The sequence below is a fragment of the Bacillus sp. JJ1533 genome (assembly GCF_036965045.1).
Taxonomy (GTDB): domain Bacteria; phylum Bacillota; class Bacilli; order Bacillales; family Bacillaceae_L; genus Ferdinandcohnia.
The window spans coordinates 31,603-45,564 of the sequence record NZ_JBALOV010000050.1 but is presented as its reverse complement, the minus strand read 5'-3'; the positions used below and the strand labels follow the sequence as shown (position 1 = coordinate 45,564).

The 13,962-nt window shown below is 38.7% G+C and carries 16 protein-coding genes; 4 read left to right on the top strand and 12 right to left on the bottom strand.

Annotation, left to right across the window (positions count from 1 at the left end; translation table 11 throughout):
- Positions 1-8: 8 nt before the first annotated feature.
- The 7 genes from V7138_RS23410 to V7138_RS23380 all read right to left on the bottom strand — a co-directional run bounded on the left by V7138_RS23410 (position 9) and on the right by V7138_RS23380 (position 5,865).
- Entirely contained in the window at positions 9-1,166 is a 1,158-nt protein-coding gene (locus tag V7138_RS23410) for an HD-GYP domain-containing protein (protein ID WP_335402246.1), read from the bottom strand.
- 315 nt (positions 1,167-1,481) lie between these two features.
- The gene (locus tag V7138_RS23405; RefSeq protein WP_335402244.1) at positions 1,482-2,114 is read right to left on the bottom strand and encodes a response regulator transcription factor; all 633 of its coding nucleotides are present in this window, start codon (positions 2,112-2,114) and stop codon (positions 1,482-1,484) included.
- Positions 2,107-3,147, bottom strand: a complete 1,041-nt coding sequence (locus tag V7138_RS23400; protein ID WP_335402243.1) for a sensor histidine kinase — start codon at positions 3,145-3,147, stop codon at positions 2,107-2,109. Before V7138_RS23400 ends, V7138_RS23405 begins: the two co-directional genes overlap by 8 nt.
- Complete coding sequence (gene liaF, locus V7138_RS23395; protein ID WP_335402241.1) at positions 3,144-3,878, bottom strand: cell wall-active antibiotics response protein LiaF; 735 nt, start codon at positions 3,876-3,878, stop codon at positions 3,144-3,146. Before liaF ends, V7138_RS23400 begins: the two co-directional genes overlap by 4 nt.
- A 99-nt stretch (positions 3,879-3,977) precedes the next feature.
- A complete protein-coding gene (locus tag V7138_RS23390) occupies positions 3,978-4,628 on the bottom strand; it encodes a PspA/IM30 family protein (RefSeq protein ID WP_335402240.1) in 651 nt (216 codons plus the stop codon).
- A gap of 23 nt (positions 4,629-4,651) precedes the next feature.
- A complete protein-coding gene (locus tag V7138_RS23385; RefSeq protein WP_335402239.1) occupies positions 4,652-4,999 on the bottom strand; it encodes a flagellar basal body rod protein in 348 nt (115 codons plus the stop codon).
- 278 nt (positions 5,000-5,277) lie between these two features.
- The gene (locus V7138_RS23380; RefSeq protein ID WP_335402236.1) at positions 5,278-5,865 is read right to left on the bottom strand and encodes a DNA-3-methyladenine glycosylase; all 588 of its coding nucleotides are present in this window, start codon (positions 5,863-5,865) and stop codon (positions 5,278-5,280) included.
- Positions 5,866-6,104: 239 nt separating this feature from the next.
- On the opposite strand from V7138_RS23380, the gene V7138_RS23375 reads away from it, so the two are divergent.
- Positions 6,105-7,151, top strand: a complete 1,047-nt coding sequence (locus V7138_RS23375; RefSeq protein ID WP_335402233.1) for an ATP synthase beta subunit C-terminal domain-containing protein — start codon at positions 6,105-6,107, stop codon at positions 7,149-7,151.
- An 18-nt stretch (positions 7,152-7,169) separates the two neighbouring features.
- Here V7138_RS23375 and V7138_RS23370 read toward each other — a convergent pair whose 3' ends face one another.
- The 3 genes from V7138_RS23370 to V7138_RS23360 all read right to left on the bottom strand — a co-directional run bounded on the left by V7138_RS23370 (position 7,170) and on the right by V7138_RS23360 (position 9,750).
- A complete protein-coding gene (locus V7138_RS23370) occupies positions 7,170-7,997 on the bottom strand; it encodes a cytochrome c oxidase assembly protein (protein WP_335402231.1) in 828 nt (275 codons plus the stop codon).
- Positions 7,998-8,201: 204 nt separating this feature from the next.
- Positions 8,202-8,873, bottom strand: coding sequence for a GNAT family N-acetyltransferase (locus V7138_RS23365; protein WP_335402228.1), 672 nt, complete (start codon positions 8,871-8,873; stop codon positions 8,202-8,204).
- Positions 8,874-8,892: 19 nt separating this feature from the next.
- Complete coding sequence (locus V7138_RS23360; RefSeq protein WP_335402226.1) at positions 8,893-9,750, bottom strand: carbon-nitrogen hydrolase family protein; 858 nt, start codon at positions 9,748-9,750, stop codon at positions 8,893-8,895.
- Between the two features lie 256 nt (positions 9,751-10,006).
- On the opposite strand from V7138_RS23360, the gene V7138_RS23355 reads away from it, so the two are divergent.
- The 3 genes from V7138_RS23355 to V7138_RS23345 all read left to right on the top strand — a co-directional run bounded on the left by V7138_RS23355 (position 10,007) and on the right by V7138_RS23345 (position 11,849).
- Positions 10,007-10,990, top strand: a complete 984-nt coding sequence (locus V7138_RS23355; RefSeq protein ID WP_335402224.1) for a polysaccharide deacetylase family protein — start codon at positions 10,007-10,009, stop codon at positions 10,988-10,990.
- Positions 10,991-11,160: 170 nt separating this feature from the next.
- Complete coding sequence (locus V7138_RS23350) at positions 11,161-11,355, top strand: YwbE family protein (protein WP_335402222.1); 195 nt, start codon at positions 11,161-11,163, stop codon at positions 11,353-11,355.
- A 17-nt stretch (positions 11,356-11,372) separates the two neighbouring features.
- Positions 11,373-11,849 carry a hypothetical protein gene (locus V7138_RS23345; RefSeq protein ID WP_335402219.1) on the top strand — a complete coding sequence of 159 codons (477 nt, stop codon included), beginning with the start codon at positions 11,373-11,375 and terminating at the stop codon, positions 11,847-11,849.
- 404 nt (positions 11,850-12,253) lie between these two features.
- Here the strand turns inward: V7138_RS23345 and V7138_RS23340 are convergent, their stop codons facing one another.
- A complete protein-coding gene (locus tag V7138_RS23340; protein ID WP_335402217.1) occupies positions 12,254-13,315 on the bottom strand; it encodes a hypothetical protein in 1,062 nt (353 codons plus the stop codon).
- Positions 13,299-13,823 (bottom strand): RNA polymerase sigma factor, encoded by a 525-nt coding sequence (locus V7138_RS23335; RefSeq protein ID WP_335402271.1) that lies wholly within the window; start codon positions 13,821-13,823, stop codon positions 13,299-13,301. Before V7138_RS23335 ends, V7138_RS23340 begins: the two co-directional genes overlap by 17 nt.
- Positions 13,824-13,962: the final 139 nt, after the last annotated feature.

The following is a 13,962-nucleotide window of genomic DNA, read 5'->3' as shown; positions in this document are numbered from 1 at the left end:
GTAAAGTACTATTTATGCATAATGGAATTTTGTGTTTTTTTCCATGTTGGAAAAACCTTTTTAAATACTTCTACTAGATTAGGGTCAAATTGTGTGCCCTGTCCTTCTATTATTCTTTTGTAAGCTTCTTCTGCTGGTAGAGCACTGCGATAGGATCTTGATGATGTCATTGCATCAAAGGCATCAGCAATTGCCACAATTCTAGCTAGAAATGGGATATTTTCTCCCTTTAAATTATCGGGATATCCATTTCCATCCCAGCGTTCATGATGAGATCGAATTACTGAAATATTTCCCTTTAATCCTTCAATATTTTTTACAGCTTCGGCACCAACAACTGGATGGGTTTTTATAACCTCAAACTCTTCATTAGTAAGCTTTGAGGGTTTCATCAAAATTTGGTCTGGAATATTTACCTTACCAATATCATGTAGTAAACAAGCATAATTAAAAGCCTTTAACTCTTCATTTGTAAACTGCTTTACTTCTTTTGCTAAGGTTAAAGCATAGCTTGCAACCCTTTCACTATGACCTCTAGTGTACGGATCCTTTAATTCTAGGGCAGCAATAACACCTTTAACCATTCCTTCTAACTGTTCATCGTATGATGTTTTTACTGCATTTACATAGGATTGAAATCTATATAAGAAAATAAGTGCTATTAAAGAAAATACCAAAGTTAGTAATATTGGGAAAAATGCCTCATAGGACTGAAGAATAGCCCCAGTTAACAAATATCTACTAATTTCACCAATAGATACTACATAAAAAAATCGTTTACTTACAAAAATTGGAGAAAACAATATAACAAACATTTCTGCTATATTACCACTCTTATATTCTAGTGAGCTATTAATATAGTATGAAACATCATTACATATTGAGAGAACCAAATAAGTTAATACTACTAGGTATTTTACTAGAAAATGTTTGTCCTTTTTACTTAAATAGATAGCTACAGGAATTAAAGCAATCATTATTAAGTATACAAAATATCCAAATTTGCTCGGTAACCCTACAGATGTATTGGTAATGAACTTTGGATAGATAAAATAATAGAATACATCATATACTACCATTATTAAGTAAAAAAGGGTTAAAAACCATTTTAAAGTACCTTTTTCTTCACTGCTAAGAATTGTAGATTTAATTTTCATCTTCTGCATCTCTTTTTCTCCATTTTCTCTTATATTTCTAGATATATATGCAATAGTCCTTCTTTTATTACAAAAACAGTACAAAAGTCACAGACGAAATTCGTCATGAATCGACTTTTCAATTATAAACCATCTGTCCTACAAACTGAATAGTAGTTTGGCTATAAAAATCTTCCTTAATCGTATAAAATATGGTAATCGTAAAATAGTTCTTTATACCTATATAGGGTAAAATGACATATTTGTTACCTATATATCTTACCAAAAAATAAAAAGCACAGGTAGTATTCTGTGCCTTTTTGTCGAAAAATCTATTATTTTGTCTTATTTTACAAGAGAATGTTTAAATGCATAAATAACTGCCTGGGTACGATCTTGAACCTCGAGCTTACTTAAGATGTTACTTACATGTACTTTTACCGTTTTCAAAGCGATAAAGAGTTCATCAGCGATTTCTTGATTTGTTTTTCCATCTGCAATTAGAAGTAAAATTTCCATTTCCCTGTTTGTTAGTTCTTCATGGGGAAGATGCGTATCCTTTTGTCTCATACGGACCATCATTTTCCCAGTAACCTCTGGCTCTAAAACCGATTGTCCATGAAACGTTTTACGGACTGCTTCTGCGATTTCACTTGCTTTTGAGGTTTTCAGCATATAGCTTGTTGCACCCGCTTCTAACGCTGGATACACCTTCTCATCATCAATAAAGCTAGTTACAATGATGATTTTTGCCTCTGGCCATCTTTCGATAATTCTCCTGGTTGCTTCAATACCGTCCATTTCCTTCATGACGAGATCCATTAAAATAATATCAGGTCGGAGCTCTAAGGCCAGTTCAACTCCCTTTTTCCCGTCGTCTGCTTCCCCAACAACTTCAATATCTGGCTGTGCTGATAAGTAGGATGAGACCCCTATCCTTACCATTTCATGATCATCGACAAATAATACTTTAATCATTTTCTTCACCTTCCAGCAATGGTACTTTCACTTCAATCCGCGTTCCTTTTTCTTTAATACTTACGATTCGCATCGTGCCGCCTATTTCAACTGCACGTTCATACATATTCTGGAGCCCATAGGAGCCTGTCTTCGCTTGTTCGACGTCAAATCCAATTCCATCATCAACAATACGTAAAATCACAAATTCATCTCTTTTAATTAGCAGGACTTCTAGCTGGTTAGCTTTCGAATGTCTTAAGGTGTTTGAAACGGATTCTTGGAGGATACGGAATAAGTGGTCCTCGATTCCTTTATCAATTTGAAAGTCCTCAATCTTCGTTTCAATGGTGACGGGTACTTTTTGTACGAGTTCAACTAATAATTCTTGAATACCTTCCTGAAGCGTCTTTCCTTTTAATGCGACTGGGCGTAAATGGAGCAATAACGCACGCATCTCTAGTTGGGATTGGTGAATCATTTCCTCAACGAGCTTAAACTGTTTTGACTCACGTTCGTCCGTACCTGTCCTGGATTCATTAATGGCTGACATCATCATCGATGCTGCAAAAAGTTGTTGGCTAACGGAATCATGAAGTTCTCGTGCTAAACGGTTCCGCTCTTCGGAAACAATTTTTTGAATGCGCTTTTCTTGATCCTCTGCTTTTTCATTCGCAAGCTTTTGGGAGAGCTTTGTTTGTTCTGCAATATGGGTTTGAACTTTTTTTATCCGATCCCAAATCGCAATCATTTCAGCGGTTTGATTTTCAGTTATATCGGGAATCGACCTCCCTTGTTCAATCTGATAGATCGCATCAGAAACAGAAACCAGCTGTTTTCTCCATAGTATTCCAGAGATTATTCCAATAACAAGCCCGCCAATTAAGCTTAGGCTTAAGGCAAGAATCAAATAAGGCAAATCCATTAGTTCGGTCTTCCAAATGGCAGCCCAATTGGCTAAAGGAAAGGCCATAAATACAATGACATGGGCTAATAGAAATAAAAACACCGAGACACAAATACCAACAATAATTTGTCTTCTTATGGTACTCATGCTCGTTTCACCTCAAGGTCCCCGACACCCACTGTGGTAATAATTTTTAACTTATGTTCTGCATCATCATACTCCTGCGTTTGATAATGAAGTGTTTGATTCATTGTTTTAGTATCATGATTTTCAAAAATCGTTGTTGCACCGTAAAGGACGGAGTGATGCACCTTAACTTCAACCTCATACGGAACAAAGACCTTTACATTTCCAATGGCATTTCTAATAAAAATAACGGATTCCCCCTTAGGAAGAACCGTGTAGCTTAAATCAATAATTGTATCGCCAATCACCGATTGAATGTTCACATCATTCCACTCATACACGTACTCCGGCGTTTTTTGTTGGCCAAAGATGATGTTTTGGAACAATGGCTGACGCTTAAGAATCGGTTCATGCGCAGAGGATTTTTCTGCTTCTGTTATTTCAGGTTTGATATAATTCGGATTCTTCTTCGATTGAAAAAAATGAATGAGTAAATAGATCAAAACCGCCAGTATTAAAAACTTGACTGTCATCATTCCTAAAATCGTAAGAGCTAGACTTATCCAACCGAACCAAAATAGAATTTTCCCAAAGGTTTTCGGCATTTTTTTACGACCAATATAAATACATCCAAACGATATAATAAAAGAGAACAGGACCCCGCCATTAAAAAATGTAATTTCAATGATTAATAAAATAATTCCAAAAAGAAGAAATGCGTTAAGATTGTCTGTTTTTATTTTATCGAACAAGGTACTTCCCTCCTCTTTATGTTGAATGCATTGATTATTATCCGTAAATTTGGGCTAAGAAGACGTAGATTGTCTACGCCTTCTTAGAATACCATGTTTTCACTGTGAAATTGAATGAGTTTCTTCATTTTTTACTTCTTTTTCAAGCTGAGCGATTCTTGCATCAATTGTATTGCGGTGATACGAGGAATTCACTTGATTTTCAAGGCGATCAAGATAAGATTCCATTTCTTCAAACGTTCTTGAGGCTTTATTTGTATCTGCGTTTGTATCTAGCACTTGGTTCATGCGATGGTTGGCACGTGCAATGTTCTCGCGCCCCATTAATTCCATACGCTTTATATTCATATCTTTAAGCTTATGTTTCATTTCCTCATACTTTTTCTCAAGCCCAATTAGTTCTGCCCCAGCGTTTTGCAAGGCTTCCTGCAAATTAGCAGCACGCTCTTCATAGGCCGTTTGCTCCTGTACCGCAAAATCATAAAGCTCTGTTTCTCCCGCTTGTTGTGCCACACCTGCTTGATATTTACGTTTTTCAGCAAGGGCTGCTGCTTCGCGATGCTCTCGTGCAAATTGATCCTTTAGTGAGTGCTGACGCTCCACTAGCTTGCGTACCTTTTCTACTTCTGCCTCACATTGACGTAAGTACTGATTAAGCAATGCGATTGGGTTTTTCTTTTCTTTCTCATCTAAAATGCCGTGAAAATCTGCTAAAATTGTGTCCTTTATACGAGTTAATAAGTTTGCCATGTGTATCATTCTCCTTTTTTTGATTATTGTTTGTTTAATTCAGCCCATTGCTTTTCAAAGTTAGTGAATGGGTCTGATGATTCCGTAACTACTTGCTGCTTTTCTTTTTTCCAGTTTTTAATGACAACATAGAGGATGTATGCAGCAACGACACCTAAAATGGCTGGTACGTTTGAAGCGGATGCTGTTAGTGCGATGACTCCGATGATCGCCCAAATCACCTTACCTAGTGTTGAATCTGATTTGAGAAACCTTTTAAATGCAAAATACAGAATCGCTAAGCTTATCGCTAGGCCAATCAATGGACCAACCTGTGATAAAAGTACAATCGCTGCAATACCTCCAAGAATAAACAATCCAAATTTTTTCATGTTTACTTCCTCCTTTCATGATTCAATCTTATCCTGATTTTCATTTCGCTATAATGAGCCCCAGTTATATTTTTCACTAGGACCTGAGGCTTATTTAGAAAAGCGCAAGGCACTTAGCTTTAGGCGACTAGCATAAGATAAGCGCTGACAGAAGGTGCATTTTACCTTCCGAAGCGATTAGCTTATGACCTCGAGCCGATGGTGCCTGGAGCTAGCCATAGAAAATAGGTCAGAAATCCTTTTCATGCAAAAAGAGTCTGCTCAATGTGAGCAAACCCTTATCTTTTGCGGGATACAAAGGGATTGTCCGTGACCCAAAATCGCCATGGATAGTCCCTTGCTTCTCCAGTATTTTCGATTCCAATTCGTGGACCGATTGAGATATTTTCAGGTGTATAGCCTTTTGCGATGTAAATAGGTGGCTCGAAAAATGGGCGACCATAATCATCCATTGAAATGCCTAAAGCTTTTGTTAATTTTCCAGGACCATTTGTTAAATTTTTGGCTGGCATTTGGCCGCGGCGTTCGTACATCAAGTCAATTCCTTCGTCTGGCTCTACGGCTCGGATTAGAATGGCTTCTGGTTTGTCGATTTCGTTACTGACCACATTGACGAGACAATGTGTATGCATCTGGTACGTGTAGACATACCCAGGATCCCCAAACATCACCTCTGTTCGCTTTGTCCGTTTGTTTTGGTAAGAGTGTGCTGCACGATCTTCAGGACCTTTGTAGGCCTCGGTTTCGACGATGAAGCCTGATGCAATCCCTTTGTCTGTGTGCTTCACAAGCTTGCAACCGAGAAGAGCTTTAGCAAGTTCTAATGTAGGTTGATGAAAAAATAATGCAGGTAGGATTTCCGTCATGATTACTCCTTCACGTTTGGTTTTTAGGATTAGTATGGGGTTGGGATAGTGGGTGTATTCTTGTGGATGTTGGACCGGACAATTCATTAAAATTTGAAAAGTATTGTATTTCCCTATGTACCTATCGATTTTAGCACCCTCTTTTACGCAAACGTAAAATAAATTACTCTCAAACGAAATAATTTATTGCACTCAAACGAAATTTAGTTTACTCTAGAAAGTAATAGGAGGTGAAAATTTTGGAAGATATTCGACTCAATGTATCTTTGCTTCGCAGAAGAGTACCAAATTTAACAACTGCAGCACGCTCGGTTGGGTTACGGCCAGCCACTGTCTCCAATCTGTGCACAGGAAAGATTCCTGTTGGCCGTGCAGAGGTGCGCACATTAGTAGCACTTGCTGACTTAGCTGAATGTAGTTTGGATGAATTATTAATTCGAGGGGAGAAAATTGAAATGATTGAAACGGGGATTAAAACGCTTGATGTCTTTGCTCCTTTAGCAAAAGGCGGTACCGTCGGTCTTGTCGCTCGTCCTGGCATGGGGCAACTAGTTTTACTTGCAGAACTATTCCATCGCTTACGCAACAATGATTTTGCAACCGTTTTACTTTTACCGGAAGGAAATCACCCAGAAGTAAACGATATTCTGGATGAAGTTCAAATCCAGGTAAAAACAATCAAAGACGCTTACGACGAGATTGCAAAGCTTGGTAAAACAAAAGAAGTTGCTTTTACGGCAGACCGCTCCCATGTCATCACTGGTGAAATTCAAACCTTACAAGAGAAATTGCATTCAATCGGAGTGGATACAGTCACTACCATCCTTGTTGATTTAAAAGGAGAAGTTGTTGACGAAGATGTACCATTTGGACCACTTGAAACATTATGGCAATTTGACGCTGACCTCACTGCTAGACACCAATTCCCTGCCGTCAACCCTGTATACTCAACCTCTTCCGTTCTCGAAGGGGCGCACCTAGATCAAACACATTTCACTATTCAGCAGCGTGCAAAAAAACTATTACGCCGCTACCGCGAGCTTCGTTCACTCGTTACGGTGCACGGGCTTGAGAAGCTTCCGGACGCAGAAATTCAAACGTACAAACGCGGTGAACGCCTTGAAGCCTATTTGACCCAGCCTTTTTATGTGGCCGAAGCTTTTACCGGTAAAAAAGGAGAAACAATTGGTTTACAGGATTCCCTACAAGATATACGAAAAATCCTAGATGGCTCCACCGACTCAAACGAAGTCAATGACTTAGCCTATATCGGAAAACTTAATTAAATTACGAAAGGCAGGAATTTACTTCCTGCCTTTTTTCACAAACAACCAGATTGCGCTTAAGCCGAATATCAAAGCTTGTGAGATAATTAAAATAATCGCTCCGTTCTTTTGTTCCCCTATTGGTGGGTATGGAAGCAATGTTTCCAACAAATCCGGTGGAATCTCTTCACCGAGAGGCATACATAATGCTAACGCTGCGAGCATTTGACTTGTGTCGCTGTAAACCGAGTATAACTCACTATTTGAAAGCCATAAAAAGAGTGTGATTGGCGCAAACAACACAATATTAACCACAATATAAACGAGTTTTTGCTTATAAGTCATCTTATCTTCATCTTGAATCGGACAGATGATTGGCCACCACAAAAGTACAGCTGCTAGAATCAACCCAATTAAAAAGAAGTAATTTGTAAAATACCCTGTTCGAATCCAGTCAAATACAGATGGTACATGGTACCCAATTAACAAACCATGAAATAAGACAATCGTAAACACTGGATGAGTAAGAATCCGATATACTTTTTTCAAACCGTTGTTTTTTAACATTTTTTCAAGCAGGTTTGTCTTCATTCCGATTACAAGTAACGGTGCTGCAATCAAAAGTACAACGACAATTTGAATAATGTGTGCTCGAAACAGCATGCGTCCCAGTAGATTCAACGGACTTCCGACAGAAAACAGTATCAACAGCATACTTCCAACAAACGCAATGGTTTTATATCTTGGGTGATCCTTTGGCGTTGGTAAAAGAAACATATATAAGACAATTAAAATCAGGGTAAAAAAGATAACTCCGCCGTTCCATTGAGAGTGAAAACTAAAACCATCTAAAATTTGACTAATCACCATATCACCAGCTTTAAGGATATTGGTCTGTTAAGAAGGTCAACTACAAACACGAATTGCCTTCCAAACATACACTTCTATGTTCATTGTAAATCCTCACTCATCCCATGGAATATGATTTATATCACATGTCGTTTTTCAGACAATTTTCAGACAAAAAAAGTCCATATTTAAACCGGATAGATTTAAACATGGACCTTATTTTTATAATGGTAATAATTGAATAGATTCCTTTTCCTTTAAACCATCCACCATATCAAGCCATTCTGCTGGTTTGTTTGGAAGAACGGTATAGTAGGTTGTTACGAAATCAACAACTAATTGAGTTGGAAGTTCATTGACTTGTTCATCGCCAGGCATGAAGCATAGATCAAGTCCCTTCACGGCCTCCCCATCATTGTTCCAAGATGGATGAATATAGTCGAGATCTAGACGTTTATAGCCAAGATGGGATAAAACCTCGCGACGAACGAATGGATCCATCGGCTTTACTGTCCCAAACTCATAGTGAGCTACTTGATAAGGATCATAGATTTCAGCAAACATTCCAAAAAGCTCTTTTCCATTTCCTCTTGCAAGCTCCTGAAGATCCTTGCTACGATTTTGTGCTAAGAAACGACCGATGCTCAATCCGGGTTGACCAATGATTGTAAAATCAGTCATCGCGATATTCCAATCCGGGTAATAACGATATTCAGTTGCTCCTACAACCTCATTTTCGTATACCGCTACGAATACGCGAATGCTTGGGTCCTCTAATGGCTCCTTCCAAAGCTCATAATCAAGAACTTCTTCTTTCGGGAACACGCTCTTCATTAATTCATGCATTTTAAAGAATAATGGGTCGTTGATGCTTGTGATTCGTTTATAGTCCATCTCATTCACTCTCCTTCTTTTATTTCCAATCTGGGTAAATGTCTGTTCTACGGTCGCGCCATGTTGTAACAGAACCGCGTTCACGCACCTCATAAAGTAGATCTAAGTCAAGATCAGCCGTTACGATCATGTCGTTATTCACTTCGCCCTCAACTAAAATCCCTTTTGGTGGAAATGGGATATCATTTGGTGTAATCACCACCGCCTGACCAAAGTTGGCACGCATAAAATCAACGGTCGGCAGCGAACCAACTGTACCCGTACCTACTACATATACTTGATTTTCGATTGCTCTCGCGTGGCTTGTATAACGGACACGGTGGAAACCATGGCGGTCATCTGTACAAGATGGGCAAAAGATGACATCAGCGCCCTTTGCTTTTGCGATACGAACGATTTCAGGGAACTCAATGTCATAGCAGGTAAGCATCGCAATACGACCTTTTTCCGTATCAAACACTTGGAAATCCTCACCCGGTGACATATTCCACTCATGCACTTCCGTAGGTGTAATATGCAGCTTTGCTTGTTCCCCAACTCTGCCATCTGGATAAAATAAATGGGCTACATTGTTGAGGTGTTCGCCTTTACGGACGACATGGGTTCCACCAATAATGTGGACATTATATTGTTTCGCAAGCTTTGAAAAAAGCTCTCTGTATTGATCTGTAAAACTTGGGAGGTCCTCAATTGTCAGGCTTGTGCCGTCCTCCCTACCAATTGACAAAAGTTGTGTTGTAAAAAATTCAGGAAATAGAATAAATTCTGCGTCAAATTCCATTGCCGTTTTTATATAATGCTCACATTGAGCAGCAAATTCATCAAAAGAACCAATAGTGTGAAGATGATACTGTACAGCTGAAACCCTTAATTTCAATGGAAATCCCCCTTCAATTAAATGTGCTTATAAGTGGATTATTAACTATTTTTCTAATCAAAACAAGCTTTATATTAGACTATTAGCTTCCGTTGTTCAAAAACCTTTTTTTGCCATATGTTTTTCTTCCCCACGCTTGTCCCTTATGGTAAGATAGTCCTTGTTATTGTAAAATTACCGTAATAATTCTGAAACCTTTCTACAATATAAGACGTCATATATAGTGAAGAATAACACAGCAAAGAAGGTATGCTTAATGTCAAATAGTAAAAAAGTTGGAAAGGGCAATATTATTAAAATTATTCTGTTGTTTGGCTTCATTGTGTTGTTACTCTTTTATTCTTTTTTTCTATTAAAAACAAAATTTTTTCTAGAAGCAGATGCATCCGAACCGGTTGTAAAGGTCGATGCGCCTGTTGAAACTCCAATAAAAAATGAACCAATAGATGATGATTTAAAAGTTGACGACAAACCTATAGAGAATCGTGATGAAGAAAAGCCTACTGAGGAAGAACCTGCACCTATACCAGAACCTACAGTCGAAAAAGCTCCCGATACCGTGAATCCAACAACTCCCGAAGCAGATGATGAACAGGAAGTCGACGAAGAACAGGAAACACCTAAGGAAACGCCAGCACCGCCATCAAGGGCGGTTTATCTTACATTTGATGATGGTCCTCATAAGGTTTCAAAGGATATCCTTGCTTTACTTGATCAATATGATGCGAAAGCAACTTTTTTTATGCTAGACAACAATATTAAACAATATCCCGATGCTGTTAAGGAAATGGTTAGCAAAGGGCACAGTGTCGGCCTTCATGGCGTGACCCATGATAAAAGTAAATTCTACCAATCTTCTAAAACTGTTGTCGGAGAAATGGACCAAACGCAACAGACGATTTTAGAACTTACTGGAATCGAAACAGATCTCATTCGAACTCCGTTTGGCAGTTCACCCTATATGACAGATGGGTATAAAGATGCAGTCGATGCTGCAGGTTATAAGATGTGGGATTGGAACATCGATAGCCGCGATTGGCACTATCGAGATAGCCGCTATGTGGATAGTGTAATCGAACAGTTGAACAAACTGAATCGTGCTAATCAGCCAATTGTGATATTATTGCACGAAAGAAAAGAAACACTTGAACATTTGCCAAGGCTACTAGACTATTTAAAAGACCAAGGCTATGAATTTAAACCATTAGACCCCTCAATGCATCCGATCCAATTGTTTTAGCTGTTCTTGGGACAGAAGGACAGGTCCACGCTCCCTGTGAAAATATGGCGGGACTTAGGACCTTTCCCGTGACCCTGACTGATGACTCATGTGGTCATCTTTTTTTGAAGATAAATTTTTAAATGTAAGGTAAACTAAATAAACAAATAATAAATGGAAGGGTTTTTGTAATGAACGGGCAAAATCGTGCAGACATAGCGCCAGGGAAACAAGTACAAATCGTGTTAAAGAAAGACCAACGAACGGGTATACTGACAAAAGGTACTGTGAAAGACATTTTAACAAAGTCTAGCTTTCATCCTCATGGAATTAAAGTCCGTCTAGAAGATGGTCAGGTTGGGCGCGTAAAAGAAATATTACAATAGAAATGAGGACAACCCATATGTTATCGTTCGATGAAAAATTGAAAATCGTTGAATCATTCCCAGAGCTTCAACGCAAAGATGTATCGTTAGGAAGAGTAAATTTTCATTTTAATGACAGTGTGTTTGAAAAAAAGATTGTTGTTCAGCATCTTCACCCAAATGGCAATGGTTTTGTATATGCCGGAAACCTTCAGAACTATGATGTAGATGAAAAGGGATTTATTAATGTACGGGATTTCTCTGAAGCTGAGTTACGAAAAATTGTGAAAGAATCCATTCAATCCCTCTCAGCAAATTCTTCACTAGCAAGGGAAAATGCTATCATTGGTGAAGGTCAAGAGGAACGCTGGGTAAATGATGAGGGACAAACGCTGTTGCTCATACTTGAGGATGAATGGTGGAATATATACTCAGGCTTAAACCTAGAGGCTGCCTTTGGTTCATACGATGAAGCCGAAGACTATCTTTATGAAGAAGGATTTAGACTGCAATAACAAAAGCGCAAGCGCCTTGAAGGGGAACATCGACTAACTACTGCCACCTCCTGTGGCAAACGTCGATGTCAGCACTTCCTCGAAAATGCAATGCATTTTCTTCGTGCGATGATTATGCTTTCGAAGCTTCCTTTGTCCTGTGCAAGTCCGACAAGCATAAGAAAAGATGGCGAGAAGGATGTATTTTATCCTTCTTGACAGATTGGCTTATGCCCTCGAGCTGCTCAAAGCAAGCTTTTCGCAAGATACTCTTAGAAGACTATTCAGGTGGAAAACTGGCTAGGCGCTGGAGCTGGACTTGGATACACTCATTAAAATTTATCCACAACGATAAATTTTATAATTTCCTAGACCATAATTAAAATCCAACCTCCTGTTAAAATGGGGTTGGATTTTTTGTTTCATTATTGAATGGGCATGAAAGAGACCTTCCAAACACCGTTTTCGTCTTTTACCATTTGGAAGCCCATGTCTCCATTTTTGGTACGGTAGGAGATGTAGCCTTCATTATCATTTTGTTGTATGAAGGTCCCCGATCCCAATCCGTAAAATGGCTTCTTTTCATTGTCAGGGTCTCTCGTTTCTTGTTCCCAGTACTTCTTATCCTCTTCTTTGGACCACATGACTCGTTCTTCTCTTGTTGTGTAGAGAGCATACGAGGTTTCTTGGTCACCATCTGCATTGGCTTGGATATATATTTTCGCGACACTGATTGGCCCAAGATTTCTTAGTTCCTCAGGATTATGGTCGACCTTGAACGCTTCGTATGCAGCCCTCTCCTGCTCATTTAGCTCGAGATCATTTTCGATTTCTGGAACATATTCATCAAGGGGCGCGTAAATTTCTGTTTGACCTTCTTCCAAGTAGTTAACATGAATGTGGTGAAGTTTTTCCTCATTGTTTTGTTTATATGAAAAGACGATTTCTACACTTGGTTCCGCCTGACTTTCCTTAAACGAGTGAACTTCCAATGACCTCATGTCCATTCCCTTGTAAAAATCAAGTAACACTTCAACCTCTTTTTCCGGATTCGCTACAAAAAACACATTTTCCTTAAGAAAATCCTTATCTTCTACATGCAATGCCTCAAAAAAATTAACAACCAGCTTACTCGCTTCATTTATGCCGGTAAACTTTAAAACTGAATTATACATTTGTTGATACGCAGGATTCTCAGCCAACAAAACATCAAAATCCGGATTCACTTCTTTGGTCGTCTCCTCTGTCTCGACTGGCTTCTGTCCATGTTCTTGATTATTCGTCACATAGGACACCGTTATAATGGAGAATAACAGGACTGCCATTGCTAGTGGGAGCCACATTTTTAACCACGGAAAATCTCTTCTTTTTATCCTGTATTCATCTGTGAGTGCTTCTTTAAGCTCTTTTGCAAAAACTGGATTTGGTTCAAGGTCAGGGCGATTTTTTAATGGTTGTAGCCATTTTTCATCATTTCGATTGTTCATTGAATCCCCACCCTTCCTCAAGTACTTGAACATGCTTTTTCATTTGTTGTATGGCTCTATGGTAGTCAACGCGCACTTTGCTTTCACTGCATCCCATAATTTCAGCCGTTTCTTTAACAGAAAGCTCTTTTAATCCCCTTAAAATGATGATGGACCGATAGAGTGGCTTTAGTTTTATGAGTGCTTCTTGTAGTTCCTCCCACTCATTCTTTTGGATGGCTTTGTTTTCAGGTGTCGCTTCTCCAGATTCTTTTTCATAAATCCAATCCGGCAGGAATTGAACAAACCTTTGTTTTCGTTTTAGGTCAATTGCCGTATGCTTTACGATTGAGAAAATCCATGTTTTCATTCGTTCTGGATTTTTTAGATTACCAATGTTTCTCATGATTTTAATAAAGGTTTCTTGTGTGATGTCTTCCGCTTCTTGGCGGTTGTTTGTATAATACAGCGCAAAATGATATACATCCCGGTAATACGTGTCGTAGATTTTTTCTATCTCGAATGACATATTCTCCAATGCCTCGCCCCCAATCAAGAATAAGTCGTTTCAACTCCAATAATGTTTCAATTTTTATTAAATCTTTTCTCCTCTCTACAATTCGTTCTTAGTACTGTAATTCCTTCTCTTGGACAGAGGTAGTCGTTGA